Annotated in this window: 14 protein-coding genes; 8 read left to right on the top strand and 6 right to left on the bottom strand. The window is 67.9% G+C overall.

Annotated elements, in window-relative coordinates:
- The first annotated feature begins 63 nt into the window (after nucleotides 1–63).
- Complete coding sequence (gene cei, locus NWF22_RS21305; protein WP_160902498.1) at nucleotides 64–765, top strand: envelope integrity protein Cei; 702 nt, start codon at nucleotides 64–66, stop codon at nucleotides 763–765.
- A 54-nt stretch (nucleotides 766–819) separates the two neighbouring features.
- Here the strand turns inward: cei and NWF22_RS21300 are convergent, their stop codons facing one another.
- Complete coding sequence (locus NWF22_RS21300; RefSeq protein ID WP_160902499.1) at nucleotides 820–1,713, bottom strand: inositol monophosphatase family protein; 894 nt, start codon at nucleotides 1,711–1,713, stop codon at nucleotides 820–822.
- Entirely contained in the window at nucleotides 1,710–1,865 is a 156-nt protein-coding gene (locus tag NWF22_RS21295) for a hypothetical protein (protein ID WP_160902500.1), read from the bottom strand. The genes NWF22_RS21300 and NWF22_RS21295 overlap by 4 nt, the downstream gene beginning before the upstream one ends.
- A 48-nt stretch (nucleotides 1,866–1,913) precedes the next feature.
- Between NWF22_RS21295 and ppgK the strand changes: the two genes are divergently transcribed.
- Complete coding sequence (gene ppgK / locus NWF22_RS21290) at nucleotides 1,914–2,705, top strand: polyphosphate--glucose phosphotransferase (protein ID WP_160902501.1); 792 nt, start codon at nucleotides 1,914–1,916, stop codon at nucleotides 2,703–2,705.
- A 182-nt stretch (nucleotides 2,706–2,887) separates the two neighbouring features.
- Nucleotides 2,888–4,324, top strand: a complete 1,437-nt coding sequence (locus NWF22_RS21285; RefSeq protein ID WP_258321233.1) for an RNA polymerase sigma factor — start codon at nucleotides 2,888–2,890, stop codon at nucleotides 4,322–4,324.
- Here NWF22_RS21285 and NWF22_RS21280 read toward each other — a convergent pair.
- Complete coding sequence (locus NWF22_RS21280) at nucleotides 4,312–4,716, bottom strand: DUF952 domain-containing protein (protein WP_160902503.1); 405 nt, start codon at nucleotides 4,714–4,716, stop codon at nucleotides 4,312–4,314. The two genes, NWF22_RS21285 and NWF22_RS21280, sit on opposite strands and share 13 nt — an antisense overlap.
- Before the next feature lie 318 nt (nucleotides 4,717–5,034).
- Here NWF22_RS21280 and NWF22_RS21275 point away from each other — a divergent pair, with 318 nt between their 5' ends.
- Both NWF22_RS21275 and NWF22_RS21270 read left to right on the top strand, forming a co-directional pair.
- Nucleotides 5,035–5,979, top strand: a complete 945-nt coding sequence (locus NWF22_RS21275; protein WP_160902504.1) for a sulfite exporter TauE/SafE family protein — start codon at nucleotides 5,035–5,037, stop codon at nucleotides 5,977–5,979.
- A 217-nt stretch (nucleotides 5,980–6,196) separates the two neighbouring features.
- The gene (locus NWF22_RS21270; RefSeq protein WP_160902505.1) at nucleotides 6,197–6,400 is read left to right on the top strand and encodes a DUF7455 domain-containing protein; all 204 of its coding nucleotides are present in this window, start codon (nucleotides 6,197–6,199) and stop codon (nucleotides 6,398–6,400) included.
- An 80-nt stretch (nucleotides 6,401–6,480) separates the two neighbouring features.
- On the opposite strand, the gene NWF22_RS21265 is transcribed toward NWF22_RS21270, so the two are convergent.
- A complete protein-coding gene (locus tag NWF22_RS21265; protein WP_160902506.1) occupies nucleotides 6,481–8,220 on the bottom strand; it encodes a DEAD/DEAH box helicase in 1,740 nt (579 codons plus the stop codon).
- Nucleotides 8,221–8,491: 271 nt separating this feature from the next.
- Between NWF22_RS21265 and NWF22_RS21260 the strand changes: the two genes are divergently transcribed.
- Nucleotides 8,492–9,874, top strand: a complete 1,383-nt coding sequence (locus NWF22_RS21260) for a YihY/virulence factor BrkB family protein (protein ID WP_373692025.1) — start codon at nucleotides 8,492–8,494, stop codon at nucleotides 9,872–9,874.
- A 64-nt stretch (nucleotides 9,875–9,938) separates the two neighbouring features.
- On the opposite strand, the gene NWF22_RS21255 is transcribed toward NWF22_RS21260, so the two are convergent.
- Nucleotides 9,939–10,208, bottom strand: coding sequence for a DUF3039 domain-containing protein (locus NWF22_RS21255; RefSeq protein ID WP_160902508.1), 270 nt, complete (start codon nucleotides 10,206–10,208; stop codon nucleotides 9,939–9,941).
- A gap of 132 nt (nucleotides 10,209–10,340) precedes the next feature.
- Between NWF22_RS21255 and NWF22_RS21250 the strand changes: the two genes are divergently transcribed.
- Both NWF22_RS21250 and NWF22_RS21245 read left to right on the top strand, forming a co-directional pair.
- Nucleotides 10,341–10,766: a DUF3099 domain-containing protein gene (locus tag NWF22_RS21250; RefSeq protein WP_160902509.1), complete on the top strand. Its 426-nt coding sequence runs from the start codon at nucleotides 10,341–10,343 to the stop codon at nucleotides 10,764–10,766.
- A gap of 250 nt (nucleotides 10,767–11,016) precedes the next feature.
- Complete coding sequence (locus tag NWF22_RS21245) at nucleotides 11,017–11,955, top strand: sigma-70 family RNA polymerase sigma factor (RefSeq protein ID WP_202398600.1); 939 nt, start codon at nucleotides 11,017–11,019, stop codon at nucleotides 11,953–11,955.
- Nucleotides 11,956–11,987: 32 nt separating this feature from the next.
- On the opposite strand, the gene NWF22_RS21240 is transcribed toward NWF22_RS21245, so the two are convergent.
- Nucleotides 11,988–14,834, bottom strand: a complete 2,847-nt coding sequence (locus NWF22_RS21240; protein ID WP_202398694.1) for a bifunctional acetate--CoA ligase family protein/GNAT family N-acetyltransferase — start codon at nucleotides 14,832–14,834, stop codon at nucleotides 11,988–11,990.
- Between the last annotated feature and the right edge of the window lie 8 nt (nucleotides 14,835–14,842).

Here is a 14,842-nt window from a genome sequence, read left to right as displayed (position 1 = left end):
GCCTGGCGGGGCGCACCCTTTAGAGTGGTGCCGCAGGTCGAGGTGAGAAGGAGCCGATTCGCGGTGGTGGCGCAGATTACCGGGGGCACATCGGTCGACGTCAATGGTCGTCCGTTCCGGCGACGCCGGGCGCGCCCGGCGATCATCGCCGCTGTGGTGCTGCTGGCGGCCGCGATGGCCACCTGGGCGGTCGCGCTCAGCGAGTCCGGGCCGACCCCGATTCCCGTCGCCTGCAATCAGCCGACACCCGCATCAGCCGATCCATCGGCTCCGGCCCCGGCGACACCGGCACCCGAGCCGCCCGAACTCGCCGCCGCCGACCGGGACGAGATGCTCGACGTCGCGCCGGCCGCTCTGTCCACCTTCCAGGTGCGGGTCCTGAACGCATCGTCACAGCGCGGCGCCGCTCGGTCGGTATCCGACGACCTGACCGCGCAAGGGTTCATCCCGGTCGCCGACACGCCGTACGCGGACGACACCGTGTACCCCAACCGTGACCTGGCCTGCTACGCCCAGATCCGCTTCGGGCCGACCGGAGAGGCCAGTGCGGCTGCGGTGTGGTTGGCACTGCCCTGCGCCCAGCTCGTCGTCGACGGCCGCACGGACAACTCCGTCGACGTCGCCCTCGGTGAGTACTACGAGGCCCGCGAGCAGTCCCAGGACGCCCAGGCGGCGCTGGAGGCCCTGCGCTCGGCCGATCCCAACAACCCACAGACCGGTGCCGACCCCAGCCTCGTGCAGGCGGTGCATTCTCAGTCCTGCTGAGCCACCCCCGCTCGGCCATCCGGCCGACGGCTCAGCCGGCGTCCGCGAGCACCGTCAGCCAGGGATCATCCGGCGTGCCCCGAGATCGTCGAGCAACTCGACGAATCCGTCGGCGATGCCGGGTGCGCACGCCAGGGTGACGTGCCCGTCCGAGGACCTCGAATCCGGCGGCGGGGTGTGGACCACAGCGCCCGCCTCGGCGGCGATCAGACCGCCCGCCGCCCAGTCCCACGGGCTCAGGCCGTGTTCGAAGTGGGCGTCGACCGCACCGCTGGCGACCATGCACAGATCGAGAGCGGCCGCCCCCACCCGTCGCAGATCGCGCACGCGCGGCAGCAACGCGGCCACGATGGCCCCTTGCTCTGCCCGGCGACGCGCGTCGTAGGAGAAGCCGGTCGCCACCAGGGCGAGTTCCACGCTGTCGATCGGGTTACAGGCCAGCGCGATCCGGCCGGCGCCGGCATCGAGGTGCGCGCCCCCGCCGAGGGCTGCGGAGTAGGTGATCCCACGCGCCACGTCGACCACCGCGCCGGCAACCGAGCGGCCGTCGACCTGGGCGGCGACCGACACGGCGTACGCCGGGATGCCGTACATGAAGTTGACGGTGCCGTCGATCGGGTCGACCACCCAGCGCACCCCGGACGGCACCACCACCGAACCGCCGGCCTCCTCCCCCAGCACCTCGTCGTCGGGTCGCCGGGCACGGAGTTCGGCTCGGATCAGCTGCTCGGTCTCGGTGTCTGCGAGGGTGACCGGATCCGTGGGTGTCGATTTCGTACTCACCGCCGACGGTGCGGACGTGGCGGGTCCGGCGTCGACCGCTCCCGGATCGTGACCCGGCCGCGCACCGAACAACTCGGGTCGCCGGGCCCGGACGTGGGCGGCGGCACACTGTGCCACATCGATTGCGACACGTTCGAGTTCGTCGAAGCCGGGATCATCGGTCACAGCACCATGTCAGCACACCGGCGTCGTCGGCGTTGCGCCGGGATGAGTGCTGCGTCGGGCACGGCGGTGAACTGCGGGACCGGCGACGATGACGAGTTGGTGTCGACCACAGCGATGCGCGCCGAGGCTGGATAGCCTTGTTCGCACACCATCTCCCCGAGCTCGTCGAACCCAGGGGTTCGACCAGAGAGGACCCGGACATGAGCGATGCCGAGGCAGCGAGCACCGAAACAGCCACCCCGACCAACCTCGGATTCGGCGTCGACGTCGGCGGGTCCGGCATCAAGGGGGGCATCGTCGATCTCGACACCGGTGAGCTGGTCGGCGAGCGCTTCAAAGTGCTCACGCCGCAGCCGTCGACCCCCGAAGCCGTCGCAGGTGGGGTGGCCGAGGTCGTCGATCATTTCGACTGGACGGGCCCCGTCGGCATCACCCTGCCCGGCGTCGTCACCGACGGCGTCATGCGCACGGCGGCCAACATCGACAAGGACTGGATCGGTACCGATGTCTATGAACTGTTCAGCTCGCATCTGGGAGGCCGGCCGGTGTCGGTGCTCAACGACGCCGACGCCGCCGGCATGGCCGAGGACCGCTACGGTGCGGCCGCCGACGTCGACGGCGTCGTGGTGTTGCTGACCCTCGGGACCGGTATCGGATCGGCCATCCTCATCGACGGCACACTGGTGCCCAACACCGAACTCGGGCACATGATCGTCGACGGCAAAGAAGCCGAACACCGGGCGTCCTCCAAGGTGAAAGAGGACAAGGGCTGGCCGTATGAGAAATGGGCCGAGAAACTGTCGCGGGTGCTCGAGGCCTACGAAGTCCTGTTCTGGCCCAAGGTCTTCGTGGTCGGCGGGGGTATCAGCCGCAAGAGCGACAAGTGGCTGCCGTACCTCACCAACTCGACACCCGTCGTTCCCGCGACGCTGAAGAACACTGCGGGTATCGTCGGCGCGGCGATGGCAGTGTCCACCGGACTACGGGCGTGACAACTCCCGCGCTGATCGTGGTGTATCACGACATGGCCTGACCAGGCCTTTGCCACATCGTGCGAGGCGATGTCGTTACAATGGTCCACACCGGTCATCGCGCACCGAGAAATCAAGCCCCTGATCCGCGTCGGCGTGCGCCGCCGTCGGTGGATTCACGAGTCAGTTCCGAAAGGTTGTACGTGGCAGCCACCAAGACCCGACAGGCCGACGTCGACGAATCGACAGACGCGACTACCGCCACGGAGCCTGCGCCGGCCAAACGGACCGCCAAGAAGGCCACCGCCCGCAAGGCACCAGCGAAAAAGGCGGCCAAGAAGGCCACCGGCAAACGCGCCCCGAAGAAGGCGACCAAGCCTGCCGACGGCGACGACGTCGAATCGACGGAGGATCCCGACGAGAGCGGCTCCATCGATGACATCGAGGGTCCGGACACCGAACTCGCCGACGACGTCGAGATCGACGACGACATCGAGGTCGACGAGGAAGAGGCCTCGGATGACGACGCCTCCGACGAGGACGCCTCCGACGACGACGAAGACGACACGGCCGACGCCGCCACCACCCCGGCGGTGGTGGTGAAGCCCGCCGGTGACACGGCCAAGGCCGACACCAAGGAGAAGACCTCCGGCGATTTCGTCTGGGATGAAGAGGAATCCGAGGCTCTGCGCCAGGCACGTAAGGATGCCGAGCTCACCGCGTCGGCCGACTCTGTCCGCGCTTACCTCAAGCAGATCGGCAAAGTCGCGCTGCTCAACGCGGAGGAAGAGGTCGAGCTGGCCAAACGCATCGAGGCCGGCCTGTTCGCGACCGAGCGGCTGCGCCGGATCGTCGACTCCGGCGAGAAGCTCAGCACCGCCTCCAAGCGCGACCTGAACTGGATCTCGCGCGACGGCAATCGCGCGAAGAATCACCTGCTCGAGGCGAACCTGCGGCTCGTGGTGTCGCTCGCCAAGCGCTACACCGGACGCGGCATGGCGTTCCTGGATCTGATCCAGGAGGGCAACCTCGGTCTGATCCGTGCAGTGGAGAAGTTCGACTACACCAAGGGTTACAAGTTCTCCACGTACGCGACGTGGTGGATCCGTCAGGCGATCACCCGCGCGATGGCCGATCAGGCCCGCACCATTCGCATCCCGGTGCACATGGTGGAGGTCATCAACAAGCTCGGACGCATCCAGCGCGAACTGCTCCAGGACCTCGGCCGCGAGCCGACCCCGGAGGAACTCGCCAAGGAGATGGACATCACGCCGGAGAAGGTGCTGGAGATCCAGCAGTACGCGCGTGAACCGATCTCACTGGACCAGACCATCGGCGACGAGGGCGACAGCCAGCTCGGAGACTTCATCGAGGACTCCGAAGCCGTGGTCGCCGTCGATGCGGTCAGCTTCACCCTGCTGCAAGACCAGTTGCAGTCGGTTCTGGAGACGTTGTCCGAGCGTGAGGCCGGTGTCGTCCGTCTGCGCTTCGGGCTGACCGACGGTCAGCCCCGGACCCTCGACGAGATCGGTCAGGTCTACGGCGTGACCCGCGAGCGTATCCGCCAGATCGAGTCGAAGACGATGTCGAAGCTGCGGCATCCGTCGCGGTCGCAGGTCCTGCGCGACTACCTGGACTGATCCGGCCTCGACCGGTCTGAGAACCCTGTCACGAACGCGGGCGGTGTGAACACACCGTCCGCGTTCGGCGTGTACGGCCGAACATCGACGACCGCATCACGCGGCAGGGCGCCGTAGAGATGAGGAAAGAGCATGCCGTCCGGATCGGACGGCACCCCCGGCTCCCAGACGACCCGCGCCGACACCCGCTCCGGGTCGATCACGAGCAGCACCAGGTCGTCGCGACCACCGAACAGCCGGTTGGCCGGTAGGTGGACCTGCTCCGGCGCCGACAGATGGATGAAACCGACCTCGGCGAGCGACGGCGGTTCATGAGATCCGGACCGACGCGACCGCTCCCATTCGGCACGGGCACACAGATGGAGCAGCACACGTTCCGGGTCGACAGACATGTTCGATGCACTAACCACCCGATCATCACCTTGTCAAGGGTTGTGCGCGATCAGATTCTCCCCACCGCGTCGAATGCACGGATCCGCCAGTGCTGCGCTTACGATTCTCCGCATGCTGGTGACCCGACGTGCTGTCGACCTCCTGCGGGTGGCGTCGATGCTGTGTCTGCGGCGCCGCGGCCCGATCGTCTGATCGAGATCGCCGCGGCGCGTTTCTGACCGCGCCAGCGAATGCCGGGGTTCCCCGGCGGCTGGTGCGTGTCCCGCTCCCCGAGTCGCCCATCCGGGTCACCCCGGTGAACCGAAAGTTCTCATCGCATGCGCACCATCGTTCTGATCGGCCTGGTCGGTCTGTCCGCCCAACTCGTCGACGGCAGCCTCGGCATGGCCTACGGCGTCACCACCACCACGCTGCTGCTGGCGATCGGGGCCAATCCCGCTGCCGCATCGGCCACCGTCCACCTCGCCGAGATCGGGACCACGCTCGTGTCCGGAGTGTCGCATTGGCGCTTCGGCAATGTCGACTGGAAAGTGGTCCGGCGGATCGCCCTTCCCGGGGCAATCGGCGCGTTCCTGGGCGCGACCGTGTTGTCGAATCTGTCCACCGAGGCCGCGGCTCCCCTGATGGCCGTCATCCTGCTGCTGCTGGGTCTGTACATCCTGGCTCGGTTCACCTTCCAGGGCATCCCGCGTGAGCACCTCGGCAAACCGCTGCGCAAGCGCTTTCTGTCGCCGCTGGGCCTCGTCGCCGGTTTCGTCGATGCCACCGGTGGTGGCGGTTGGGGCCCGGTGGGCACTCCGGCCATCCTGGCGAGCGGACGGCTCGAGCCGCGCAAGGTGATCGGTTCGATCGATACCAGTGAGTTCATCATCGCGGTGGCGGCGAGCCTCGGGTTCCTGGTGAGTCTGGGTTCGCAGGGGATCAACTTCGCCTGGGTCGGTGCGATCCTGGTCGGCGGGATCATCGCCGCGCCGATCGCCGCCTGGCTGGTCCGGCATGTCCCACCGCGCCTGCTCGGCTCCTCGGTGGGCGGGCTGATCGTGCTGACCAACACGCGCAGTTTGCTGCGCAGCGATCTCGTCGACGTTCCCGCAGCTGCGCAGACAGGCGTCTACGTCACCATCGTCGTGTTGTGGGTGGCCGCCTTCGGCTACTCACTGCGGGAGTACCTCCGCGACCGCGAGAACGAGTCGTCGGATGCCGTCAGCCGACTGCGTGCGGAGCAGGAGACGCAGAAGCCGGACGCCGGCCACGTCGTGTGAGCCGCATCTCAGGACACGTAAACTCGGATTGAGGGCGTGTTGCCGCTGGCGCAGCGGGTGTTAACGGTGAGTGACGACACACCCGGGCGACCCGCGGAACAATACGAAACGCCCATACGTCTGAAAGGGTGAGGGTGACGCATCAGACCGATGTGTCGGCTCACGAAGGGAAAGGCGACCGGCAACGACGCCAACGCCGGACCGGGACGGAGGAACTATGTCAGACACAGCCACCACAGCCCCGATCTCCATGCCGCTGACCGCCGCCGATCGCTGTGATCGATGCGGTGCGGCCGCCAAGGTGCGGGCCGTGCTGCCCGCCGGTGGCGAGCTTCTCTTCTGCCGCCACCACTTCAACGAGCACGAGGCCAAGCTCGTGGAGCTGTCCGCAGTCGTGGAGTCGAGCGAAGAATTGGTCTGAATCGTCCGAGACGACATCGCGACCCGGCCCGGGAGTGTTCCGGCCGGGTCGCTGTCGTTTCACGTGACGTCGGACGCGCCTCAGCGCCAGGTACGTAGCGCCGAGATCCGCTCTCGGAGTTGCTCGGCGGTCGCCATCGCCGTCGGCGGGCCGCCCAGACGCTCACGCAGTTCGTTGTGCACCATGCCGTGCGGTTTGCCGGTGCGGTGGTGATGCATCGCCACGAGTGTGTTGAGTTCCTTGCGCAGCGCGTGCAGATTCTCCCCGGCCGGGCGCGCGGGCGCTGAGGTCTCGATCACCTGGGCGGGCCCGGCCGCGGACCGTTGCGCCATCTGATCGGCCTGCCGCTTGCGCAACAGTTCACGGACCTGCTCGGCGTCCAGCAGACCCGGTAGGCCCAGGTAGTCCTCCTCCTCGTCGCTGCCCGAGAATGTCGCCGTACCGTAGGAGGCCCCGTCGAAGATGAGCTGGTCGAGTTCGGCGTCGGCGTGCAACGACTGGAACGCCTTCTCCTCCTCGCCCGGTTCATCCTGCTGCTTGTTGGCGTCGATCAGCAGGCCATCGTCGAGGCCGTCGCTCTCCCGGTGGGGTTTTCCCAGGACGTGATCGCGTTCGGCCTCCATCTTGGAGGCCAGATCGAGGAGCACCGGAACCGACGGCAGGAACACGCTGGCGGTCTCGCCCGGGCGCCGCGAGCGCACGAACCGGCCGATCGCCTGGGCGAAGAACAGCGGCGTCGACGAACTGGTCGCGTACACGCCCACCGCGAGCCGCGGGACGTCGACACCTTCGGACACCATGCGCACCGCGACCATCCATTCATCGCGCGATGCCGCGAACTCGGCGATGCGCGACGACGACTTCGGATCGTCGGACAGCACCAGCGTGGGCCGGGTCCCGGTGATCGACGTGAGCAGCTCGGCGTAGTCGCGGGCGACCGCCTGGTCGGTGGCGATCACGAGCCCGCCGGCATCGGCCATGCCGCCCGCGCGAAGCTGACGCAGCCGGGTGCTGGCGGCCTCGAGTACCGACGGAATCCAGTCGCCGTGCGGATCCAACGCCGTCCGCCACGCTCGGGCGGTGTGCTCCGCCGACAGCGGCTCACCCAGGCGAGCGGTGAACTCCTCCCCGGCACTCGTTCGCCAGCTGGCCTGGCCGCTGTAGGCGAGGAACATGACGGGTCGGACGACGCCGTCGGCCAGCGCATCGGCATACCCGTAGGTGTGATCGGCCACCGATCGCAGCACCCCGCCGGCCTCCGGTTCGTAGGTCACGAACGGGATGGGCGAGTCGTCCGAACGGAACGGGGTACCGGTGAGCGCCAGCCGTCGGGTGGCGTCGGAGAAGGCCTCCCGGATCGCGTCACCCCAGGATTTCGCATCGCCGCCGTGATGGATCTCGTCGAGGATGACCAGGGTGCGACGGTTCTCGGTGCGGACCCGGTGACGCGACGGATGGGCCGCCACCTGGGCGTAGGTCAGCACCACGCCGTGATAGTCCGAGCTGGTCTGGCCGGTGGCGTTGCGGAAGTTCGAGTCCAGGGCGATTCCCACCCGAGCGGCCGCCTCGGCCCACTGATGCTTGAGGTGTTCGGTCGGGGCGACCACGGCGATCTGCTCGACGGTGCGATCGTCGAGCAGTTCGCGGGCCACGCGCAGACCAAAGGTGGTCTTCCCCGCTCCGGGCGTCGCGACCGCCATGAAGTCGACCGGTCGGCGGGTGAGGTATTTGGTCAACGCCCGCCGCTGCCACGCGCGTAGTGGCGGTCCCGGGGGGATGGATGTTTCCTCGGCTGCCGGGCCGTCGGCTGCTGAAGTCACTCGTGCACTGCTCCTGACACCTGGTCTGACCGGACTGTCCCTACCGGACTCATTCGGTGGGCATGAAATGTCCCCTCACCGGATCGAGACCGACGGAGGGGACGCGAGCAATTCTAGCGGGAGCGCCCTCCGGCTTCCCGGTTGACGCGCGTTGGTCCCGGAGGCGACCGACGGTCGGCGACGGCACACCAGGTGGGGACCGGTTGCCCCGTTTCGGTGGCCGATCAGGGATGCTAGAGCCATCAGCAGTCGACACCGCAACCCAGTACCGATCACCGAGGACCCCGAGTCGTCGGCCGGTGCTGCACATCCGGGCCCGGCTGCGCCGGTGCCGCCCGGCGTACCCCGCGATGCGCGTCGACGTCGCGTCCCACCGTCCCCACCCCCGACATCACCGACTCCGACATCACCGACCGCACCGATCGACGACACGAGCCCCACCCGCCCGCTGGCACCTCGGCCGACGCCGGGAGTGCCGCCCGGACCACCCGCTCGGCCACTGAGCGCGACCCCGTCGGCGGGCACCGGACCCGAGGACGAACCATCCGACGCCACCGGAGCCCGCGCACCGGGATCGGCCGCTGACGCTCCGACCGACCGGGGTCTCGACCACCCGGCCGCCAAGACCCCGCCCACGGTGGGTCGACCAGTCGTGCGCAACCTGCACCGCGTCGTGTGGCGCACCATCGTCAAGGCATGGGATGACGGCATCGTGGGGATGGCGGCACAAGGAGCGTTCTGGCAGGCCCTGTCGCTGCCGCCGCTGCTGCTCGGTCTGCTGGGCAGCGTCGGCTACATCGCCGGCTGGTTCGGGCCGGACACGGTCGACGTCATCTACGAGCGCATCATCGCCTTCGCCGACCGCACGTTCTCCGGCAATGTCGTCGACGAGATCATCCGTCCCACGGTCGACAACGTGCTCGGCCGTGGCCGGGTGGTCGTCATCTCGGCGGGTTTCCTCGTCTCGCTGTGGGCCGGTTCGTCGGCGGTGTCGTGTTTCGTCGCCTCGATCGTGCGCGCCCACGGTCAGCATGAGGTGCGCAACCCGGTGTGGCAACGCTTCTTCGCGCTGTTCCTCTACATGGGGTTTCTGATCGCGTCGGTGTTCGTGTTGCCGCTGGTCGCGCTCGGCCCCAACTACCTCCACGAGATCGTGCCCGACTCGTGGGACCCGATCATCACCCAGCTGATCGATTTCGGCTACTTCCCGTTCGTGGCCGTGCTGCTGCTGGTCATGCTCACCACCCTGTACCACCTGGCCCTGCCCAATCCGCTGCCTTGGCACCGCCTGGTCGGCGGCGCCGTGGTCGCCGGCATCTTCTTCTGGGTGGCGAGCTACATCCTCCGCATATACCTGACCGAACTCACCCGAGCCGGATACAGCTACGGCGCGCTGGCGACGCCGGTCGCGTTCCTGCTGTTCACGTTCTTCCTCGGGTTCGCAATCGTGATCGGGGCCGAATTCAACGCCGCCGTGCAGGAATTCTGGCCCGCGAAACCGCCCGTCTCGGCGCAGATGCGCGACTGGGTCTCCTCGCAGACCGCGGAGATGACCGGTCAGCTCAAGACACTGCCGGACCGATTGGCCTCGGGACCGATCCGACGGGGGCGGACACCGTCGCGACGCCCGCCGCCGGATACCCCGTCGGACTGAGGCCGCGCTCCGTCGGAGGGCTGCATCACTCGGCGCGAGACCTCGGTCACCTGCGCATCAGATCTCATTCCTTGCGCATGCGGTTGTAGATCTTCTTGCATTTCGGACAGACCGGCGATCCGGGTTTGGCCGAGCGGGTGACGGGGAATGTCTCTCCACACAAGGCCACCACGTGATTACCCATGACGGCGCTCTCGGCGATCCTGTCCTTCTTCACGTAGTGGAAGAACTTTGGGCGATCGTCATCGCCGTGATCGGTGGTGTCGGCATCGGGCCGTTCGTCGACGTCGGTCCGCTCGTCGAGGTCCGGCCGCTCGATTGTCTCAGTTCCCATACCGACCATTGTGCGCCACCACAACGCCGAAAGGGATGCGGCTACGAATGACCGATGTGAGACCTCGACCGGCGAGCTCGATGCGGATGACCCGTGAGTGCATCCGCGGCGGCAAAGTGGGATGGTGGACATATGAGCAGAGAAGGATCGACGGGGCACGGAACCGAGCCCCAGGCCTTTCTGATCACCGGTGCGCAACAGTCGCTCGACGACCAGCACCGGGCGCGTGTGCGCAAGTACCTGACCTTGATGGCCTTCCGGGTACCGGCTCTCGTGATCGCCGGGATCGTCTACAGCGCCACCGGAAACGGTTTGCTCGCGCTCGCCATCGTCGCCGCCTCCATCCCGATTCCGTGGATCGCCGTGCTCATCGCCAACGACCGGCCTCCGCGCAAGCGCGGCGAGGTGCCGCAGTATCGATACGGCGTCGATCACTCGGTGATCGGGCCGGCACCGCTCGAGGGACCCCATCAGATCCTCGATTCGCGCCTCGTCGACTCCACCGCCGACCCGTCGGACACGACCTCACGCGCCGAGCGCGACCGACGTTCCCGCTGACCCACACTCTCAGCAAGTTCTCATGTGCCCGGCTGCATCGCCGGGAAAAACTGCTGGTCAAGTCACCAGCGAGGCCGTCGGGCCCCGGTTCTCCCGGGAACTTTCCCCCACCGGTCAGCGTTGAACCCGATGTACGCACTTCACGTCAGGAGGCCGAATGTCACGCTCGACAGTTGCACGCCCGACCACGACCACTGCGACCACGACCACTGGAGTAGCCGAGGATCCCGCCCGCACCATCCGTCCCCCGATGACGGAGCAGGATCTCGACGCCCAGTCCCCGGCAGCCGACCTCGTTCGCGTCTATCTCAACGGCATCGGCCGCACCGCTCTGCTCAACGCCGAGCAAGAGGTCGAACTGGCCAAGCAGATCGAGGCCGGTCTCTACGCGAAACATCTGCTGGCCACCAAGAAGCGCCTCTCGGCCACCAAGAAGCGTGACCTCGCCGTCATCGTCCGGGAGGGCGAATATGCGCGTGCACACTTGCTCGAGGCCAACCTCCGCCTCGTGGTGTCGCTGGCCAAGCGCTACACCGGACGCGGGATGCCGCTGCTGGATCTGATCCAGGAGGGCAACCTCGGTCTGATCCGCGCGATGGAGAAGTTCGACTACGCCAAGGGGTTCAAGTTCTCCACGTATGCGACGTGGTGGATTCGACAGGCGATCACCCGCGGCATGGCCGATCAGAGCCGCACGATCCGGCTGCCCGTCCATCTGGTCGAGCAGGTGAACAAGCTCGCCCGGATCAAGCGGGAGTTGCATCAGCAGCTCGGCCGGGAGGCCACCGACGAGGAATTGGCCAACGAGTCGGGTATTCCGGCGGAGAAGATCGCCGATCTCCTCGACCACAGCCGTGACCCGGTGAGCCTCGACATGCCCGTCGGCAACGACGAAGAGGCACCGCTCGGGGACTTCATCGAGGACGCCGAGGCCACCTCGGCGGAGAACGCGGTGATCGCCGGGTTGCTACACTCCGACATCCGTTCGGTGCTGGCCACTCTCGACGAACGTGAGCAGCAGGTCATCCGGATGCGCTACGGCCTCGACGACGGTCAGCCGCGCACTCTCGATCAGATCGGTCGGATGTTCGGTTTGTCCCGTGAACGCGTCCGTCAGATCGAGCGCGAGGTCATGGGCAAGCTGCGCCAGGGTGAGCGCGCCGAACGGCTGCGCGCCTACGCCAGCTGATCAGCTCCCGACCGTTCCCGCCAGGAACCGGTTCACGCCAACCGTCTGGGTCCGGTGTCCGCACGTGTGGGCACCGGACCGACGCGTATCACGGCGTTGAGCACCGCCGCACCGTCGGGCGAGGCCAGGATCGGATCGCAGAGCACCTCCCGCACCTCGGGAATGTCATCGACCAGCGTGGAGATGCGCATCAGCAGGTCGGTGAGCGCCGACCGATCGACCGGCGGTTCTCCGGCGTAACCGCCCAACAGTGGCGCCGACCGAGGTTCGTCGAGCAACTCCTCGGCGTCGAGCGGGGTCAACGGTATCGCCCGATAGCCGTGGTCGCCGAGAAGATCGAACGTACGGCCGGACAACCCGAACGAGATCAGCGAGCCGAAGGAGCGGTCGTCGCGCACCCGGATCGTCGTGCCGATTCCCTTCGGCGCCATCTTCTGTACATGCAACAGGTCGTCGCCGGTCAGCTGGCTCAGCTCCGAGAACGCGGTGATCACCGCCGTCGCGTCGGGCAGGTCGAGCCGCGCTCCCTCGCGGTCCAGTCGACCACGCCACACCGGCGAGGTGGCCTTGACCGCCACCGGGAAACCGAACCGTTCGGCGGCGCCCGCCGCCTCGTGCATCGTCGAGACCTCTGCGAAGGGCACCACCTCGATGCCGTAGGCCCGCAACAGCGTCGCCGACTCGACCGGCCCGAGGGTGTCCGTCGGCTCGCCGCCGTCATCCCGGTCGTGCCGGTCCATCACCTCCCGCACGTACATCCGCGCTCCCTCGGGATCGGTTCCGTCCGGCCGGTGGATCTCCGGTTCCGGCCGTTGCCGCCATCGCGCGTACTGCCAGGCCCGCACCAGCGCAGTGGCCGCACGTTCGGGACTGCCGTACGACGGGATCGAACCGCATTCCGGCAGTCCGTTGCCACCGGGCTTCATCAGCCCCGGCGGGATGCCTTCCACCGCCAGGAACGTCGTCACGATCGGCTTCGGGCCGTCGGCGTCGGGTGTGTTCGCCGCCGCCATCAGCGCACGAGCGTGCCAGTCGGCGTCCACCGCCACCGGCGGCACGAACACCACGATCACCGCGTCCACGGCCGGGTCGCGCATGGCGTCGGTGACCGCTGCTTCGAATTCGTCCTCACTGGCGCCTGCGCCGAGGTCGATCGTGTCGGTCACCTCCAGTCCGCCACCTCGGGCGGTGTCGGCTGCCAGGCTGCCCAGGACCGACGAATTCCCGATGATGCGGGTGCGTGGCCCCCGCGGTAGCGGCTGGTAGGCGAAGAGCGTGGCGCAGTCGAAGAGTTCGGAGATCGAGTGCACCTGGATCACGCCGGCCTGTTCGAGCACCATCTGCGCGATCCGGTCGTCGAGGCTGGCGGCCGACGACCGTTCGGCACGCGCGGCGGTCATCGCTCCCTTGCCGGACTTCACCGCGACGATCGGCTTGGACCGGGAGACCCGGCGGGCGATACGGGAGAACTTCCGCGGGTTGCCGAAACTCTCCAGATAGAGCAGCACGACATCGGTATCGGTGTCGGTGTCCCAGTACTGCAACAGGTCGTTGCCCGAGACGTCGGCGCGATTGCCCGCCGAGACGAACGTCGACAGCCCGATCTGCCGGCGCGCCGCGGTGTCGAGGATCGCGATACCCAGGGCCCCGGACTGGCAGAAGAACCCCACCCGACCGGCCGCCGGAATCCGCGGTGCCAGTGTGGCGTTCAGGGCTATGGAGGCGCTGTTGTTGGCCACCCCGAGCGCATTCGGGCCGACCAGACGCATCCCGTGTTCGCGCGCCTGCTCGACGAGCCGCCGCTCGCTCTCCAGCCCTGCCGCGCCGCTCTCGCCGAAACCCGAGGACACCACCACCAGCGTGCGCACACCTTTGACCAGGCAGTCGTCGAGCACGTCGTCGACGACCGCCGCCGGTACCGCGACCACTGCGAGGTCCACCGGGTCGGGCACGTCGCGGACCGTGGGATAGGCCCGGATACCCCGCACGGAGGGTGGGCGGGGACGGATGTGCCGGTGCCCCGGCGAGCGCCGGCCGTGACCGGTCGCCGATGTGCCCTGCTCCGACTCCGACTGTGTGTCCGGGCCGGGCCCGTTCACCGGGAACACCGGGCCGGTGAAGCCACCGGCGATGATGTTGGCCAGCAACGTATTGCCGACTTTCTTGGGGTCGGTGGACGCGCCGATCACGGCCACCGAGGACGGCCGCAGCAGGTTGGCGACACTGCGCGCCTCCGAGGCTCGTTCGCGGGCGTTGCGAACCGACAGCAGCGCCTCGGTCGGATCGATGAGGAATTCCACGTGCACGGTGCTGCCGTCGAAATTGCGCGACAACTGGTAACCGGCGTCGCGGAACACCGCGACCATGTTCGGGTTCTCGCTGAGCACCTCGGCCTCGAAACGGGTGAAGCCGTTCTCGGCGGCGGCACCGGCGAGGTGTTCGAGCAGGATGGGACCGAGGCCACGACCCTGGTGGTCGTCTGCGACGACGAACGCCACTTCCGCCGATTCCGGTTTGCCGTCGAAACCGAGCCCCTCGTAGACGCCGATCGCGATGATCTCGCCGCCCAGAACGGCGACCAGCGCCACCCTCTTCTGGTAGTCGACGGTCGTCATCCGCGCCAGCTCACGCGGCGGCAGCGTCGGCGTGGGCCCGAAGTACCGCATGTAGCGCGTGCGCTCGGAGAGGCCGCCGTGGAAGCGGACCACGCGGTCGGCGTCGTCCGGCACGATCGGCCGCAGGTGCACGACGCCGCCGTCGGAGGCCAGCACGTCGGCGATCCAGTGCCGCGGGTAGTCCCAGGGGTCGCGCGGTCGTGGCTGTTCGGCGGATTCGGATGCGGCTGTCGGCGGTGGTACCGGGCTCGTCGGCCCGGCCAGTTCGGTCT

This window comes from Gordonia mangrovi (assembly GCF_024734075.1).
In the GTDB taxonomy this organism is placed as follows: domain Bacteria; phylum Actinomycetota; class Actinomycetes; order Mycobacteriales; family Mycobacteriaceae; genus Gordonia; species Gordonia mangrovi.
Note: the sequence above shows the minus strand (reverse complement) of the source record. Positions and strands in the feature narration are given on the sequence as shown.